The 14,481-nt window shown below is 62.1% G+C and carries 15 protein-coding genes; 5 read left to right on the top strand and 10 right to left on the bottom strand.

The genetic code is table 11. From position 1 onward, the window contains the following. Positions 1-15 precede the first annotated feature (15 nt). Positions 16-1,029 carry a hypothetical protein gene (locus tag ACKFR8_RS05325; protein ID WP_296131187.1) on the top strand — a complete coding sequence of 338 codons (1,014 nt, stop codon included), beginning with the start codon at positions 16-18 and terminating at the stop codon, positions 1,027-1,029. Between the two features lie 209 nt (positions 1,030-1,238). Then, positions 1,239-2,192 carry a TDT family transporter gene (locus ACKFR8_RS05330; protein ID WP_408930803.1) on the top strand — a complete coding sequence of 318 codons (954 nt, stop codon included), beginning with the start codon at positions 1,239-1,241 and terminating at the stop codon, positions 2,190-2,192. Between the two features lie 30 nt (positions 2,193-2,222). Here ACKFR8_RS05330 and ACKFR8_RS05335 read toward each other — a convergent pair whose 3' ends face one another. Continuing rightward, positions 2,223-2,798 carry an META domain-containing protein gene (locus tag ACKFR8_RS05335; protein ID WP_408930804.1) on the bottom strand — a complete coding sequence of 192 codons (576 nt, stop codon included), beginning with the start codon at positions 2,796-2,798 and terminating at the stop codon, positions 2,223-2,225. Between the two features lie 110 nt (positions 2,799-2,908). Between ACKFR8_RS05335 and ACKFR8_RS05340 the strand changes: the two genes are divergently transcribed. Next, positions 2,909-3,280, top strand: a complete 372-nt coding sequence (locus ACKFR8_RS05340; protein WP_296131197.1) for a hypothetical protein — start codon at positions 2,909-2,911, stop codon at positions 3,278-3,280. On the opposite strand, the gene ACKFR8_RS05345 is transcribed toward ACKFR8_RS05340, so the two are convergent. The 4 genes from ACKFR8_RS05345 to thrC are packed head-to-tail and all read right to left on the bottom strand — an operon-like array spanning position 3,259 to position 6,274. Further along, the gene (locus ACKFR8_RS05345; RefSeq protein ID WP_296131200.1) at positions 3,259-3,792 is read right to left on the bottom strand and encodes an NUDIX hydrolase; all 534 of its coding nucleotides are present in this window, start codon (positions 3,790-3,792) and stop codon (positions 3,259-3,261) included. The two genes, ACKFR8_RS05340 and ACKFR8_RS05345, sit on opposite strands and share 22 nt — an antisense overlap. Before the next feature lie 18 nt (positions 3,793-3,810). Next, on the bottom strand, positions 3,811-4,683 hold the full coding sequence (locus ACKFR8_RS05350) for a S1 family peptidase (protein WP_408930805.1): 873 nt from the start codon (positions 4,681-4,683) through the stop codon (positions 3,811-3,813). Next, positions 4,676-4,825, bottom strand: coding sequence for a hypothetical protein (locus tag ACKFR8_RS05355; RefSeq protein ID WP_408930806.1), 150 nt, complete (start codon positions 4,823-4,825; stop codon positions 4,676-4,678). The genes ACKFR8_RS05350 and ACKFR8_RS05355 overlap by 8 nt, the downstream gene beginning before the upstream one ends. Positions 4,826-4,828: 3 nt before the next feature. Continuing rightward, positions 4,829-6,274, bottom strand: coding sequence for a threonine synthase (gene thrC, locus ACKFR8_RS05360; protein WP_408930807.1), 1,446 nt, complete (start codon positions 6,272-6,274; stop codon positions 4,829-4,831). A gap of 38 nt (positions 6,275-6,312) precedes the next feature. Here thrC and ACKFR8_RS05365 point away from each other — a divergent pair, with 38 nt between their 5' ends. After that, entirely contained in the window at positions 6,313-7,629 is a 1,317-nt protein-coding gene (locus ACKFR8_RS05365; protein ID WP_408930808.1) for an MFS transporter, read from the top strand. Here the strand turns inward: ACKFR8_RS05365 and ACKFR8_RS05370 are convergent. The 5 genes from ACKFR8_RS05370 to ACKFR8_RS05390 all read right to left on the bottom strand — a co-directional run bounded on the left by ACKFR8_RS05370 (position 7,626) and on the right by ACKFR8_RS05390 (position 13,205). Next, on the bottom strand, positions 7,626-7,778 hold the full coding sequence (locus tag ACKFR8_RS05370; RefSeq protein ID WP_296131216.1) for a hypothetical protein: 153 nt from the start codon (positions 7,776-7,778) through the stop codon (positions 7,626-7,628). The genes ACKFR8_RS05365 and ACKFR8_RS05370 overlap by 4 nt on opposite strands. A 123-nt stretch (positions 7,779-7,901) precedes the next feature. Next, positions 7,902-8,333: a hypothetical protein gene (locus ACKFR8_RS05375; protein ID WP_408930809.1), complete on the bottom strand. Its 432-nt coding sequence runs from the start codon at positions 8,331-8,333 to the stop codon at positions 7,902-7,904. 36 nt (positions 8,334-8,369) lie between these two features. Next, positions 8,370-8,669 (bottom strand): hypothetical protein, encoded by a 300-nt coding sequence (locus ACKFR8_RS05380; protein WP_296131221.1) that lies wholly within the window; start codon positions 8,667-8,669, stop codon positions 8,370-8,372. A 131-nt stretch (positions 8,670-8,800) separates the two neighbouring features. After that, complete coding sequence (locus tag ACKFR8_RS05385; RefSeq protein WP_408930810.1) at positions 8,801-11,860, bottom strand: bifunctional [glutamine synthetase] adenylyltransferase/[glutamine synthetase]-adenylyl-L-tyrosine phosphorylase; 3,060 nt, start codon at positions 11,858-11,860, stop codon at positions 8,801-8,803. Positions 11,861-11,867: 7 nt separating this feature from the next. Next, a complete protein-coding gene (locus tag ACKFR8_RS05390; RefSeq protein WP_306507269.1) occupies positions 11,868-13,205 on the bottom strand; it encodes a glutamine synthetase family protein in 1,338 nt (445 codons plus the stop codon). A 193-nt stretch (positions 13,206-13,398) separates the two neighbouring features. On the opposite strand from ACKFR8_RS05390, the gene ACKFR8_RS05395 reads away from it, so the two are divergent. Continuing rightward, complete coding sequence (locus ACKFR8_RS05395) at positions 13,399-14,463, top strand: DUF2786 domain-containing protein (protein WP_408930811.1); 1,065 nt, start codon at positions 13,399-13,401, stop codon at positions 14,461-14,463. Positions 14,464-14,481 lie beyond the last annotated feature (18 nt).

Below are 14,481 nucleotides of genomic sequence, written 5' to 3' on the forward strand. Positions count from 1 at the left end.
AAGCTCTCTCCAATCATGAACAAGAACCCCTTCGAACAATCCCCCTTTGAGCAATCCCATCCCTTCGGTTCCCCCGATGGCCAGGCGCCCACCAACCCTTTCTCCGCGCAGGGCGACGACGGGACTCAGGCAGCCTCTCCTGTCACCCCACCGAAGTCGTCGACGCCGAATTGGCCCGCTATCGCAGCCGTTCTTGTCGGCGTGCTGGCCGTTGTAGTCTGCGGCGTGCTCTTTGCCAAGGACCGCAAGAACGACGCTGCGCAGGCCGAAAAAGACGTACTTGCGGAGATCGCAGTGGACGAGTGCGAGCCCGATGCGCTGCGCGAAGTATCGAAGTACTTCGGGGTGAACTTAGAAAGCGATGACCTGGATTTTACGACAACCTCCATCAATTCGGTCGAGCGTTCTGGGGATCGCCGCGTTACTATCGACGCCTCTGGAAACTATTCTGGCGTATTTGCCAGCTCGAATGAGGAAGTCACCTACCGCTGCACTCTCGCGTTTAGCCCTCAGGGCAGTGGAAAGGACCTGACAGTCACCAATGTGGAACAGACCTCCTTCATGATGGATGGTCCGGACTTTGAGTCCCTGACCTACATCGACGAGGCCATCGAGGAGCAACAGGCAGAGGCCGAGGCAGAAGCTGAGCGCGAGCGCGAAGAAGAAGAGCGACGCCGCGAGCAGAAGGCTGAGCAGGAACGTCGCGAGCGGCAAGCGGAACAGGAGCGCCGTGAGCGCCAAGCCGAGCAGGAACGCCGCGAGCAGCAAGCGGAGCAAGAGCGCCAGGCCGAGCGGGAGCAGCGTCAGCAACAGCAACGCCAGCAGCAGCAACAGCAACAACAACAGCAGCAGGCTCCGGCGCCTGCCGCTCCGCAATCGAACGGCATGGAATGGGCCACCATCGGCCCCTACGGTGGCTTCATGGGCTGCTCCCAGGCGCAGGGCATGTGGCCGTCGAACTCCACGGAGTGCTACCAGGGCGGCGACGGCAACTACTACTTCAACGGCATGCGCCAGGCGCGACGCTAACTGCGTTTAAGACGCTCACCACTCCTCGCCCAAACCGACGCTCGAGGCCCCCACGATGTGGGGGCCTCAGTCACGTTTTCGCCCCACAACCGTGCCCGGCACACGGCATTGTGGGACCCCTTACTGAGTGAGCCAATTTGGGGAAAATTCACCACACTATCGGGCACAACAATGCGGCACGGTTTCCGCCGAGCGACTACGCTGTCGGCGTGACTACTCGATTCCGCCAATTGCCGCCGCCTGGCCCCGCATGGGGAGGCAGCCTCATGGGCACCTCTATCGTCTCCCGGCTGCTGGTCGAAGAAGGCCTCAATTACCCCGCCGCGTTCTTCGCGGCGCTATCCTGCGTTGTCTTTGCGGTCCTTACGGTAGGTTTCGCGGTCTACCGCAAGCCCAGCTTTGGGCGGACCACCATGGCGGAATGGTCCATGTATTTCATCGGCATCCTGGCCCTGGGTGCAGCGCTCTCCGGGCTGACGGACAACGGCCTGTTCCGCCTCATCGGTTTCTGGATTGGCGGGCCCGTGACCGTTATCACGTGGGCCATCCAGCTCACGCGCTTCGACGGCAAGCCGCGGTTCACGTGGGGCTTGCCGCTGGTGGGGCCGATGATTTCCTCCTCGGTCGCCGGCTTCTTGGCCCGCGACTACGGGGAGTTCTACCACCTTCTGGGCACCGTGTTCTTCTTCATGTCCATCCTCACCGCAGTGCCCGTCTTTGCCCACGTGTACTGGGCCGCGTGGCACGGCAAGGTCGATCTCAGCGGTGCTAACTCCGCCACCGCCTGGGTTCCCCTCGGCGTGGTGGGCCAGTCCACCACCGCCATGCAGATCCTCTACCCCGGTAAGGTCTCCGTCCTCTACGGCGACGTGGCGCTCATCATCGCCATCCCCCTGGCCATCTATGCCATGACCTGCTTCTACCCCAACGTGGCGCGCTGGACGGCCTACACCCCGGCGTGGTGGTCCTGCACCTTCCCGCCGGGCACAGTGAGCATGGGCGGCCACCAGATGGCGCTCGTCAACGGCTCCGAGTGGCTCGACGCCATCGCCCTGAGCATCCCCGTGCTGCTGATCGTGCACTGGTCCCTGTGCTCTGGCCGCTTCATCAGCTGGGTCATCGAGGGCAGAAAGAGTTCAGCGACCAACCTGACCACAGGCTAGCCGCTGAGATTCTGAGGTTCTGTAGAAGGACTACTTCTCCGCGGTTACCCCGCCCTTGACAAACTGAATGGCCTGGCCCTGGCTGCCCAGGGCGAAGGTGGAGTCATCCACGGGGAAGACGGCCGGCTTGCCCGCCAGGATCTGCTTGACTTGCTGGGCGTCCTGCATCACGGACGGCTCACACGCCATCTTGGTTTCCACCATGTTGTCCACTACTACCGCGCCGTTCTGGTCCACCTGGTAGGTGCCGTTGCCGTTGTTGCAGCCATCGCTGTAGGTCAGGGTGCCGTTCTTTTCAAAGGTCACGAACACGGAATCATTCTTCTTGGCGGTGAAGGTGCCGTCGAGTGCCTGCTGAGCCTTGTCAGCCGGGAGTGCTTCCTGCAGGCCCTTGATGTCCTCGTACTTCTCCATCACTGCATTGTCCTTGTTGTCCTTGCCCAGCACCATGGAGCTGAGCTTTTCAATCTGGCCCGCGTCGAGCTTATCCAGGCCGCCCAGGGAGGACATCTCCTGCGCGCCGGCCGCGCCGGTGCCCAGGGCGCTGCAGGTGAGGGCGGCGAAGGCGGTAGCGACGGACAACTTCTTTGCGGTGTTCTTGACCATGTGTGTCATCATGGGACCACACTAAGCAGCGCCCCATGCCCGCCTCAACCGGATTCATGAGTCTTTACTGATATTGTGAGCCCTTCCCCAGCAATACACAGGCCCTTGTTATGCAGCCACTGACCTTTATTTCCCTCGACGCAGCAGTTCTCGGCGCGGTGCGCACGCTGCTGTCCGGGCTTCCGCGCGAGGGCATCTACCTGCGTCGCGGCACGCTCGTTCTGGAAACCTCCTACCTGGGCTCGGGCGCGCAGGACTTCTACGCAACGGCGTGGAGCTATGCGCTTTCTGACGTCCCCCTGCTCCACGCCCTGTCTTCTCGCGGGCGGCTGTTGATGACGCTGGGCGGGCGGGTCCTGGTAGGCGTCGACAAGCACCGGCCCTGGATTACCCAGGCAGACGTGGAGGATTCCATCGCCGGCGGCGAGGTGCACCTAGTGGAAGGTCCGGACGAGCTGGCCTATTGGTTGCGCTTGGTGTAGCCCATGCGTGGGCGGAAGCCCTGCGGGTGCTTCATCTGAGCCACCGCGTCAGCGATAATCATGCGGTGCCGGGCGCTTACCGACGTCGGCATCTGCCCCACCGAGAACCACCGCGCATCCAGGTTCTCTTCGTCGGAGATAATGGGGGCAGCCCCGTCCGCCACGGATACCCGCAGGGCAGTGTCCATAAACGTGCACTGGTCACCGTTCGGGTACACCACCGGGCCCACCTGCCCCACGCCCAGCAGTGCTTCGACGCGGCCATCTAACCCAATTTCTTCTTTGACCTCGCGCAGAGCGGTGGTGGTGATCTCCTCGCCCGGCTCGCAAATGCCGGAGATAGGCCCCCACGTTTCGTTGTCCGCGCGCTGGGCCAGCAGCACCGACGGCAGCTCCCACACCGCAGCACCAGTGGGGACAGCGCGCACGATGACCGCGGTCACCCCGGGCAGGAAGAGCTGGTCGTGCCCAATTTTCTCGCGCAGGGACAGGATGTAGTCAGGAGTCGGCATAAGCCCAATCCTACGTGCCTACAGGCCAGCGAGGATCTCCGGCAGGACAGCCTCGATGTCGGCGGCGACGGTAAAGGACATGTCCTGCTCCGGTGCCTCGGCACAGTCCGGCGCAGCGCCGCCCGCCGCGTCCGCCGCGTCTGTCTCGTCCGCTTCCCCCGTCGTCCCGGACAAGACGCCCACGATGCGGCCGTCCTCCGGGGTGCCCGGCGCGCCGTACACGGGAGCTCCCGAATCCCCCTGCCGGGAACACACCTGCGCCCGCGCGGAAACCGTATCGACGCTGCGCTCTCCAATGGTGAGCGTGCCGCGACCTTCTGCGTGTGTCAGCGGTCCGCACGTCTGCGCGGTGACGCGGCCTAGCTTGCACACCGAATCAGGCAGTTTCCCCTCCCCGGTGGCTATCTGGGTTCCCATCTCACGCGGGGTATAAAACTCCGCCGGGCGCGTGATCTCCACCAGGGCGAAGTCCAGTCCGTGCGTGTCTGGAGCGCTGAGATTGGAGTACACGACCGTGCCCACCGGTTCCGCGGGATAGGTGAATTCTCCCTCCGCGTTGCCCGCCCAGACGGTGTCCCCGGGCTCACCGCAATGGGCGGCGGTGACGGCGATAGTCCGGCTGCTGTCCAGCACGAAGCTCCACGCGGCCGTGCACAGGGAATAGTCGAAGTACTCCCCCGGGACCGGCTCCAGGGAGGAGATGTCCAGCGCGGCACCGGGCGGCACAGGCGAGTCCCCCGGGCCATATACCGGCGGCGGCGCGGGCGGGTGCGGCGAGGTCGTGCTTTCTGCTTGGGCCAGGTCCCCCTGCGGGGTGTCCTCCCCGGCCGTGCACGCCGCTGTGAGCGCAGGGGCCAACAGCACAACCCCGAGAAGGGACCTGCTAGTCATCCTTCTTCGCGGAATCGTTGCCCTGGTGCTTTTCGGCGGCGTTCTCTTTGGCCATCTCCGCCTGAATCTTCATATCGCGAATGAACTTCTCCGGGTCGAACTCGGTAAAGTACTCCGGACCCGAAAACTGCTCTTGCGCCATGGCTTAAACCTCCGTAGTGCTAATCGACGCCGACATGTAGTCCTTGACCGCCGCGGCATCATTGGGCAAGTCCTTGACGTGGCGCGGTGCGTCCATAATGCCGGCGAAGCGCTCGGGCACCTCCGGCTCGAAGCCCACTGCTTCGACGATGGTCTCCGCAAACTTCACCGGCAGTGCGGTCTCCAGGCACACAATCGGAGTATCCACCCCGTGCTCCTCCTTCGCCGCGCGGGCCGCCTTGATGCCGTCGGCGGTGTGCGGATCCACCAGGGCGCCGTACTTCTCGTGGACGTCCTGGATGGTGGCCAGGCGGTCCGCGTGCGTGGAGCTGGCGGAGAGGAATCCATATTCCTCCACCGCGCGGGCCAGTGTCTCCTGGTCCACGCTGAAACCACCCTCCTTGACCTTGGTGCCGAACAGGTCCGCAGTCCGCGCGGCGTCGCGTCCCAGCAGATCAAAGACGAAGCGCTCGAAGTTGGAGGCGCGGGAGATATCCATCGACGGCGAGGACGTCTTGTACGTCTGCGCCGAGGGGCGCGGGCGGTAGTTGCCGGTGCGGAAGAACTCATCCAGCACGTCGTTTTCATTGGTGGCCACGATGAGGCGGTCAATGGGCAGGCCCATCTGGCGGGCGATGTGGCCGGCGCAGATATCGCCAAAGTTGCCGGTGGGCACGCTGAAGGAGACCTTCTCCGTGTTGTCCGTGGTGACCTTGAGGTAGCAGTTGATGTAGTAGACCACCTGCGCCATCAGGCGGGCCCAGTTGATGGAGTTCACAGCACCAATGCGGTGTTCGGCCTTGAAGCTGGCATCGGACGACACGGCCTTGACCACGTCCTGGCAGTCATCAAAGACGCCATCGAGAGCAATGTTGAAGATATTGGGATCCTCCAGGCCAAACATCTGGGCCTGCTGGAACGGGGTCATGCGCCCGGCCGGGGTGAGCATGAAGACGCGGATGCCCCGGCGCCCGCGCATGGCGTACTCGGCCGAAGAACCGGTATCCCCCGACGTCGCACCCAGAATATTGAGCGTGTCACCGCGGCGGGCCAGCTCGTATTCAAAGAGCTCTCCCAGCATCTGCATGGCCATGTCCTTAAAGGCCGCCGTTGGCCCCTCTGACAGGTGGCCCACGTAGAGCCCCTCACCCAGCTCGCTGACGGGGACGATCTCTTCGTTGGCGAACTCGGGGTAGGTGTAGGCGCGCTGCGCTATGCCTTCCAGGTCCTCTACCGGAATGTCATCCACGAAGAGCTTGAGTACCTCCGCGGCCAATGCCGGGTAGCCGCCCTCTGCCAGAGTGTCACGCCACGCGGTCAGGGTGGCGTCCTCGATGCGGGGGTAGGTCTCCGGCAGGTACAGGCCACCATCGGGGGCGAGCCCTCCTAAAAGGATGTCCGTAAAGGCGGCCGGCGTGCGCTGGGTATCGCGGGTTGAAATGTACTTCACCCCCTGCATCATAGTTGTTGCCGCGTAAAGTATCAGCCATGTCTCAACCCCATCCTCGCGAAGTAATCACCACCAAATCCCTCTCCGTGTGGGTGGCGGCCATGCTGGTCTACATCGTGGCGATGGCGGGGCGCACCTCCTTCGGTGTGGCCGGATTGGAAGCCATCGAGCGCTTCGAGGTGGATGCCTCCCGCATCGCGGTGTTCACGTCTGTGCAGCTAGGCGTCTATGCCATAGCGCAGATCCCTACCGGCGTGCTCATTGATAAGTTCGGCCCCCGCATGCTCCTCGTCGTCGGCTCCATCATCATGGGCATAGGCCAAGTCATCCTCGGCTTTACCTCCAGCTACTGGGTGGCCATCGCCGCGCGCATATTAATCGGCGCGGGCGACGCCACGGCCTTCCTGTCCGTCATGCGCATCCTGCCCTACTGGTTCCCGCTGCACCGCACCCCGATGTTTACCCAAGTGACCTCGTCGCTGGGCCAGCTGGGCCAGTTCATCTCCGCCATCCCCTTCTCGCTCCTTCTGGGGTGGGCCGGGTGGCCCACCGCCTTCGTGTCCCTGGGCGCGGTGGGAATTCTCATCGCAATTGCCGCAGCGGTAGCAGTGGCGGATTCGCCGGAGGCCCTCGGCATCGTGGAAGAAGAGTCAGATTCCGGGGAGTCCGGGGATTCCTCTGCGCCGTCACCAAGCTTGGGCGCACTGATGGGCCGGGTGCTGCGCTCCCCCGTGGCCTGGCAGGCCTTCTTCATCCACTGGGTGGGCTTGGGTGCTACGAATGTCTTCGTCATGCTCTGGGGCATGCCGATGATGACCGCAGGCCTGGACTTTTCCAAGCCCAAGGCCGGCTGGGTGCTGACCTGGTTCAGCATCTGCATGGTCCTCGTCGGCCCGCTGCACGGCCGAATTTCCTCCCGCGCCAGCGGCTACCGGCCGTGGCTGACACTCGGCTTCGTGGCCTTCAACATCACAGTGTGGTTCTGGTTCTTTGTCTTTGGCGGCAGCTACCTGTCGCTTTTTATCCTCATTGGACTAGTAGCCCTGTGCACCCCGGTGGCCAACTACGGCTTCGACATCGTGCGTGAAAACCTGGAGCGCACCGTCGTGGCAACTGCCACCGGGTTGGCCAATATGGGCGGATTCATCGCCGCCATGACCGGCGCGCAGCTCTTTGGCGTGGTGCTGGACCACGCGGGGCAAGACCCGGACTACGCCATGCAGGATTTCCGCCATGCCGCCTGGGCGGTGCTTGGTGTGTGGGTTGTGGGCATTGTCGGCGTGCTCGTCACCCACGTGCTGCGCGGCAGGACTGGGCGGCCGGGCCGGCGCGTGACCGTTGTCGAGCAGGTCTAGTGCCACGCCATCGCGCTCATCGCGGTCTCCATCGGCACCCCGTTAACGACCTCAAACACTCCTAGCCCGCCGCCGATGGGCACCACAATGGCGACGCTCACTGCGAACGCGGCCCGCAGGTACTCCACGAGTTTTCGACGTTTCTCCACCTCAACGCACCAACCTTTATCGTTTCGTTATCGTATGCGTGTGAGAGTAAGACCCGTACCTGCCAAGCGCATAGCTGGTGTCTGGCGGGTGTCTGCCAGTTGCGGATGAAGTAACTCTGCGGTCTATTCGGCGGGCGTTGATTCCCCAACAATGGGCCCCATGCGGGGCGACATGATTCCCGCATCGAAGGCAGCCAACGTGCCCTGCGCCTCCTCCTCTGTAAGAACGCCGCTCTTCACCGCAGATTCGAGCTCTTCCAGGAGATCCGCGCGCGATTGAAACTCATCCGAGGACATGGACAGAATTTCCCGCGGGATGGATTCAGAGGGGATTCCCAGGGACTCAGCCAAGGCCACAATGCGGTCCTGTTCCGCCGGATCACCGGAGTGGTCTACCGACTGATCCTGCGGCACCCCGCCGTTGATGGCCTCCTGGACGGTCAGCGCACCCGCGGACGGCTGGTGGCGGTGCGTGGCCCACCAGCCGGCAAGGGTCACCCCGGTCACCGCCACTGCCACCGCAATCCACACCGCGATTATGTTCTTGGACTTCACATTCACCACTCTAATGCGCTTTTAATAAACTGAGAATTAATCGGCAGAGTCGAAGGTGCCGAAGGAATGTCCGCGCGGGGGTTCGCGGCGCTCCGACAGGGCATCAATGATGGTCCGAATCGTGCTCTCCGCCACGGGACGGTCCAGACCGGAGCGGGGGCGGGGCTTGGGTTCAGCAGGGCTCACACGGGGCTTGGCCACGTCTACCCGGAGCACCGTGCCCTCCACGCTCACCGCCGCTGCTGGGTCGCCGTTGGCCGCGCGGGCGGCAGCGAGGAAAGCCCCAAGGTCCGCGAGGGTGGCATCGTTCAAGTCGAGGGAAAGGTTCAGGCTCATTGTCGTCTCCTTATGGCAGTGCGAGCAGTCTGCCTTCAAGGGTAGTAACCGCCCAGTGGATTGAACAGGTCTCAGCTGCAGAATCAGGGCCTGTTCCAGGGATAAGTCAGGGAAGTCCCTGATTTCTTCTGTTAGTCATGCTCAAAGGACTCCGACTCGCCCCAGAACACTTCATCCACCACCTTCCGCGCGTGGCGAGTGACCTTGAGGTAGTGCTCGAGGAAGTCCTGGTTATTATCCGGATCCCACCCCGAGGCGCCCGCCACCTGCGCCAACTGCGGGCCCGGCGCGGGCAGCTGATCGACGCGTTTGCCGCGCACCAGCACCAGGGCGTTGCGCGCGTCGGTGGCCAAGAGCCACGCCTCCCGCAGGTCGCGCACCTGCTGCACGGGCAGTACCTCGTGTTCTTCCAAGACGTCGAGCACACGCAGCGTTGACGGGTTGTGCAGCTCCGGCGCCTCGTGAGCATGCATCATCTGCAGCAGCTGGACGGTCCACTCGATGTCCGTCAAACCACCCCGGCCGAGCTTGGTGTGTGTATTCCGGTCGGCTCCGCGGGGCAGGCGCTCGTTATCCACGCGGGCCTTCATGCGCCGGATATCCCGGATGGTCTTCTCGCTCGCCCCGTTGTCCGGGTAGCGGAAGCCATCGATCATGTCCATGAACTTTTGGCCTACGTGTTCGTCGCCGGCCACGAATGCGGCGCGGAGCAGTGCCTGCATCTCCCACGATTCGCCCCAGCGCTCGTAGTAGCGCTTGTAGGATTCGATGGACCGCACCACGGCACCGGAGCGTCCCTCCGGGCGCAGCCCCAAGTCCACGTCCAACGGCGGGTCTCCTGAGGGCTTTGCTAGCCGACGCCGCAGCTTGTCGACGATTCCGATAGCCCAAGACATTGCCTCAGATTCGTCGACGCCCTCGGCAGGCTCTGCCACCACCATGACGTCGGCGTCGGAACCGAACCCGAGCTCCATGCCTCCGAGTCGCCCCATGCCAATTACGGCGATGCGCGCGAGGGGCTCCGCACCGTCTGCGTCGTTGCGCCATGCCCGAATTTCAGCGCGCAGTGCTGCCTCGAGCACGGCGTTCCAAATGGTTGACAGCTCGTAGCAGACCTGTTGAACAGGCAGAAGTCCCAGCAGATCTGCCGACGCGATGCGCGCTAGCTCCACGCGGCGCAGCGAGCGCGCCACTGCTACGGCCTTGTCCGGTTTTGCATGCCGCGAGGTGGATTTCACCAACGCCGAGGAGACCTGCTCCGGTTTTGTCTCCAAGAGCTTCGGTCCAGCGGCCCCGTCCGATAGCTGCTTGACCACGTCGGGAGCGCTGATGATGAGCTCCGAGGTAAAGGGCGAGGTTCCAAGAATCTTCATGAGTCTCTGCCCCACCACTCCTTCATCACGCAGCATGCGCAGGAACCAGCTGCGGTCATAGGAAGCCTCAGACAGTTTACGGTAGTTGAGTAGTCCCATGTCTGGGTCTGCTGTCGACGACAGCCATTCCATCAGTGTGGGCAGCAGGATTGCCTGGATGCGGGCCTTGCGAGAGCTACCGGAGGCAAGTGAGGTAAGGTGCTCAAACGCTCGATCCGGATGGCGGTAGCCCAGTGCTGCCAGCTGCAGAACCGCAGCTTCGCGGGAGAGCTTGAGCTCATCTGCAGACATCGAGGCCACGGAGTTCAACAGCGGGCGGTAGAACAGGCGCGAGTGCAGCTCCGAGATGCGCAAACGAATCTTGCGCAGGTGTTCCTTTAACCGGTCCGCGGCCGACTGCTGTCCTTGAGAATGGAAGCCTGAGTTGATGGCCAGCCACTTCATGGCGACCGCATCGTCTGCTGCTGGCATCGTGTGCGTGCGGCGAAAGCGCTCGAGCTGAAGTCGATGCTCGAGCAGCCGCAGAAATTCGTACGCCTCAATAAGCTGCGTGCCGTCTTCTCGGCCGACATATCCGGCGCGGACCAATGCGGCCAAGGCATCAACGGTAGCCAGCGGCCTCAGCGTCTCATCGGAGCGACCGTGGACCAATTGGAGAAGCTGCACCGCGAACTCGACGTCGCGCAGTCCGCCCTCACCCAGCTTGAGCTCTCTGTGGCGCATGTCTTTCGGCACATTGTCCAGCACACGGCGGCGCATGGCCTGCACGTCCTCCACGAAGGACTCGCGCTGCGAGGCGGTCCAGACCATCGGACCAATCGCGTCCAGATAGTCTTGCCCGAGTGGCAGGTAGCCGGTTTGCGGACGGGCCTTTAGCTGCGCTTGAAACTCCCACGTCTCGGCCCACCGCTTGTAGTAGGACACGTGGGAGTCCAGTGTGCGCACGAGTGCGCCCGACTTTCCTTCCGGCCGGAGGTTTGCATCGACCTCGAAGAAGCAGGCCGAACCTATGCGGTTAAATTCGGAGGCGAGCCGCGTAACCTTGGGCGTAGCCTCAGAACCCACGAAAATGACGTCGACGTCCGAAATGTAGTTGAGTTCTCCCGCACCGCACTTGCCCATCGCCATGACGGAAAGTTGGGCATCAAGCGGTTCATCGCCGTACACCACGCGGACCGCGCCCGCGAGAGCAGCCGTCAGCGCAGCGTCCGCCAGCGCCGTGGTCAGGCTCGTGACTTCGCGAAATCCTACGCGCGACTGCGGGCGGGATTGGCCTTTACGCGAATGGAAGGTGCCAGCCAGGTCGTGTGCAGCGATGCGCATCATCAGTGTGCGGTAGACGTTCTTGAGCTGCGCTTTGTGGCCCCCTTCTGCTGCCCGGTACGTGCCGGGCGTCGTGAGGTCTGCAGAGGCGGTATCTGGCCGCTCTGGGTCCTCTGCGAAGGTCGCCGGCTCAGCGCCCACGGTGCTCAGGAGCGTATAGAGCATCTCCGTCGGCGTGGGCAGTGCACGCTGGAGCTCGGTCCAGGTTTCCGGGTTCGCGGCGAGGTGGTCACCGAATGCAGACGAACCACCCAACAATGCGATGAGACGGACTCTAAAGGTTTCGTCCTCTCGCATCGCGGGCCCAATTTCCGGCGCCCCCTCCAGGACTCGGATGAGAGTGTTGAGGGCCATATCCGGATCACCTGTAGCCGCGAGTGTCCACAACAGGTCCAAAGACTCCGGGTTATCCCACCCCAGACGGGCTAGGTCCTCTGCTGCAGTGGGGCGTGTGAGGCCGAGTGTGGCCGGTGACGGTACCGATACCGGGCGCATGCTTCTCCTAGAAGTTCAGGTTGTGGCGTAGCTCGAAGGTGGTGATCTGCTGCTGGTATTCGTGCCACTCGTCCCACTTGGAGCGCAGGAAGTACTCAAAGACGTGCTCACCAAGAACCTCAGCCATGAATTCCGAACGCTCAAATTCTCTCAGGGCTTGGTCCAAACTCGTGGGAAGGTCCTTATAGCCCATCGCGCGACGCTCGCGTCGGGTCAGCTGATGGACATCGTCTTCCGCCGGGTCCGCAAGCTCATAGCCTTCCCGGATGCCTCGAAGCCCCGCGGCAAGAAGTACCGCATAGCCAAGGTAAGGATTCATGGCCGAGTCGAGCGAACGAATCTCTACGCGACGCGACATTTCCTTAGACAGGCGGTAGGTGGGAACGCGGACCAACGCTGAGCGGTTCGACACTCCCCAGGTCACCGACCCCGGCGCCTCGCTGCCGAACATTAGGCGCTTGTAGGAGTTGGTCCACTGGTTCGTAATCGCAGTCATCTCCACCGCGTGCTCAAGAATGCCGGCAATGAACTGCTTCGCGGTCTCGGACAGCGAGAACTCGTCGTCGGGGTCATGGAAGGCATTCGAATCTCCTTCAAAGAGGCTCAAGTGTGTGTGCATGCCAGAACCGGGCCGCTGCTCAAAGGGCTTCGGCATGAAGGTGGCATGGACTCCCTGATGGGACGCAACCTCTTTAATGACATACCGGAAGGTCATGATGTGGTCCGCCATCGTCAACACATCCGCATGCCGCAGGTCGATTTCCTGCTGGCCCGGCGCGGTTTCGTGATGGCTGAACTCTGTCGCAATACCCATCGATTCGAGGGCGAACATGGACCTGCGCCGGAAGCTCGGTGCATTGTCATGCGTGGCTTGGTCGAAGTAACCACCGTTATCGGTTGCGACAAGGTTGTTGAAGTCCCGAGTGTTTTCAAGAAGATAGAACTCCACCTCAGGAGAAGCCATACACGTAAAGCCGTCGTTGGCTGCTTCCGTTACCTGGCGGCGCAGGATGTGGCGGGGATCGACCATCGAAGGCTGACCATCAGGCTGCGCGATGTCACAGAACATTCGAGCCGACATGAGCTCCGGCTCGTCCTTGTCGAAGGGCATGATCTGGAAAGTAGAAGGGTCCGGCATGGCGATGGTATCCGCCTCCGAAATACGGGAGAACCCTTCGACAGATGAGCCATCGAAACCCACGCCTTCTTCAAAAGCGGATTCCAGCTCCGAGGGACTCATGACGACGGACTTCAGGGCCCCTAAGATGTCAGTAAACCAAAGGCGAATAAAGCGGACATCGCGTTCTTCGACCGTACGGAGGACGAATTCGTGCTGACTGTTCATGCCCTAAACCCTACCGGCGAGTGACCATGCCAAGCGTTGAGTTGCCGCTAATTGCCCCCGCTTCGCCGATCATTTTCCCAGCTGGCAAAAGTATCTCGGGGGCAAACATTTTCGAACCAGATTCAAGCGCGACTGCAGGCATGATTCAATGGCAGCACAACCGAACATTTGTACTAACCGAACAGAAGGAATCATGAACTCTTATCACGAAGCCCTCAGCCAACGAAGCATCGAAGTTGTCATTCGCACGGCGCAACGTGGATGGTCTCCACGGGACTTACTCCATGTGCTGGGAACTTATTGCCACCCCATCATCTACCGGGCTGCCGGCCAGGTGCCGGCGCACGTTACGTCTACCGTCTTGCGCAAAGACTGGCTCACGCTCGAGCCACCTACTTCGATGGCGATGACTACTGAGCAACTGGTTGAGTTCCTCCAAACCATCAACCGCCTGCCCCGATTAAGTGATGTTGAGGCACTAGTTGCTGAGAAGCCGGAGGCAGCTTCCCGAAAAGGCAAGGCTGAACGCATCCGGGAAAAGATCAGCGGCCTGTTGAAGAAAGCAGAGTCAACTCCTTACGAGGAAGAAGCTAACGCCCTCATTGCCAAAGCCCAAAGCCTACAGAACAGATACCGCCTGGAGGACTCTGCCGGCATCTCACCCACTGCATTTGTAAGCCGTCGAATTCACATCAGTGCCCCGTACATCAATCACAAGTCCACGCTCCTCAGCGTCATCGCGGACCGGAACGGTTGCTCTGCTCTGCAGGTTCACCCAAAGGGAATTGTCGGCGTCTTCGGCACAGAAGAAGACGTACAGCACGTAGTCGATCTCTTTGGGTCGCTACAGCGACAGTGCGATTGGCATATGCACCACGGTGACCACGCATCCACTGCCCGCCTGTCCGGAAACCTCGCGTCATTCCGCCGTAGTTTCATCCTTGCCTACGCTGCAAGGATTGGAGAGATCCTCGATTCCACCAACAACAGTGCGCCACCAGCTAGCGAATCGATGGCTCCCGATGGTTCCTCCGCGGACGAACATTCGCTGATGCTTATGGAGAAGAATTTGTCTGTACTGGACCAACGACGACGTGACGCCGAGGCTGTGAGGGATCTCTTCTTTCCTAATGCCCGCACAATGTCGCTGTCGATGGGCAGCCGCATAGGTATGTCAGCAGGCACAACAGCCGCGGATAAGTCCCACTTGGGAGGTGATTCAGCTGGGGTGAATGGCCGCCGCCAGCTTACGGGCTAGTCGCCCACCAGCTACCCC

Source organism: Corynebacterium axilliensis (assembly GCF_046097495.1).
Classification (GTDB): domain Bacteria; phylum Actinomycetota; class Actinomycetes; order Mycobacteriales; family Mycobacteriaceae; genus Corynebacterium.

Coding starts and splice junctions, on each gene's coding strand:
- ACKFR8_RS05380 (WP_296131221.1), bottom strand. CDS start 8,669: ATGAGCCTGAACCTTTCCCTCGACTTGAACGATGCCACCCTCGCGGAC.
- ACKFR8_RS05325 (WP_296131187.1), top strand. CDS start 16: ATGAACAAGAACCCCTTCGAACAATCCCCCTTTGAGCAATCCCATCCC.
- ACKFR8_RS05345 (WP_296131200.1), bottom strand. CDS start 3,792: ATGCCGACTCCTGACTACATCCTGTCCCTGCGCGAGAAAATTGGGCAC.
- ACKFR8_RS05395 (WP_408930811.1), top strand. CDS start 13,399: ATGAACTCTTATCACGAAGCCCTCAGCCAACGAAGCATCGAAGTTGTC.
- ACKFR8_RS05350 (WP_408930805.1), bottom strand. CDS start 4,683: ATGACTAGCAGGTCCCTTCTCGGGGTTGTGCTGTTGGCCCCTGCGCTC.
- ACKFR8_RS05390 (WP_306507269.1), bottom strand. CDS start 13,205: ATGAACAGTCAGCACGAATTCGTCCTCCGTACGGTCGAAGAACGCGAT.
- ACKFR8_RS05340 (WP_296131197.1), top strand. CDS start 2,909: ATGCAGCCACTGACCTTTATTTCCCTCGACGCAGCAGTTCTCGGCGCG.
- ACKFR8_RS05335 (WP_408930804.1), bottom strand. CDS start 2,798: ATGGTCAAGAACACCGCAAAGAAGTTGTCCGTCGCTACCGCCTTCGCC.
- ACKFR8_RS05385 (WP_408930810.1), bottom strand. CDS start 11,860: ATGCGCCCGGTATCGGTACCGTCACCGGCCACACTCGGCCTCACACGC.
- ACKFR8_RS05365 (WP_408930808.1), top strand. CDS start 6,313: ATGTCTCAACCCCATCCTCGCGAAGTAATCACCACCAAATCCCTCTCC.
- ACKFR8_RS05355 (WP_408930806.1), bottom strand. CDS start 4,825: ATGGCGCAAGAGCAGTTTTCGGGTCCGGAGTACTTTACCGAGTTCGAC.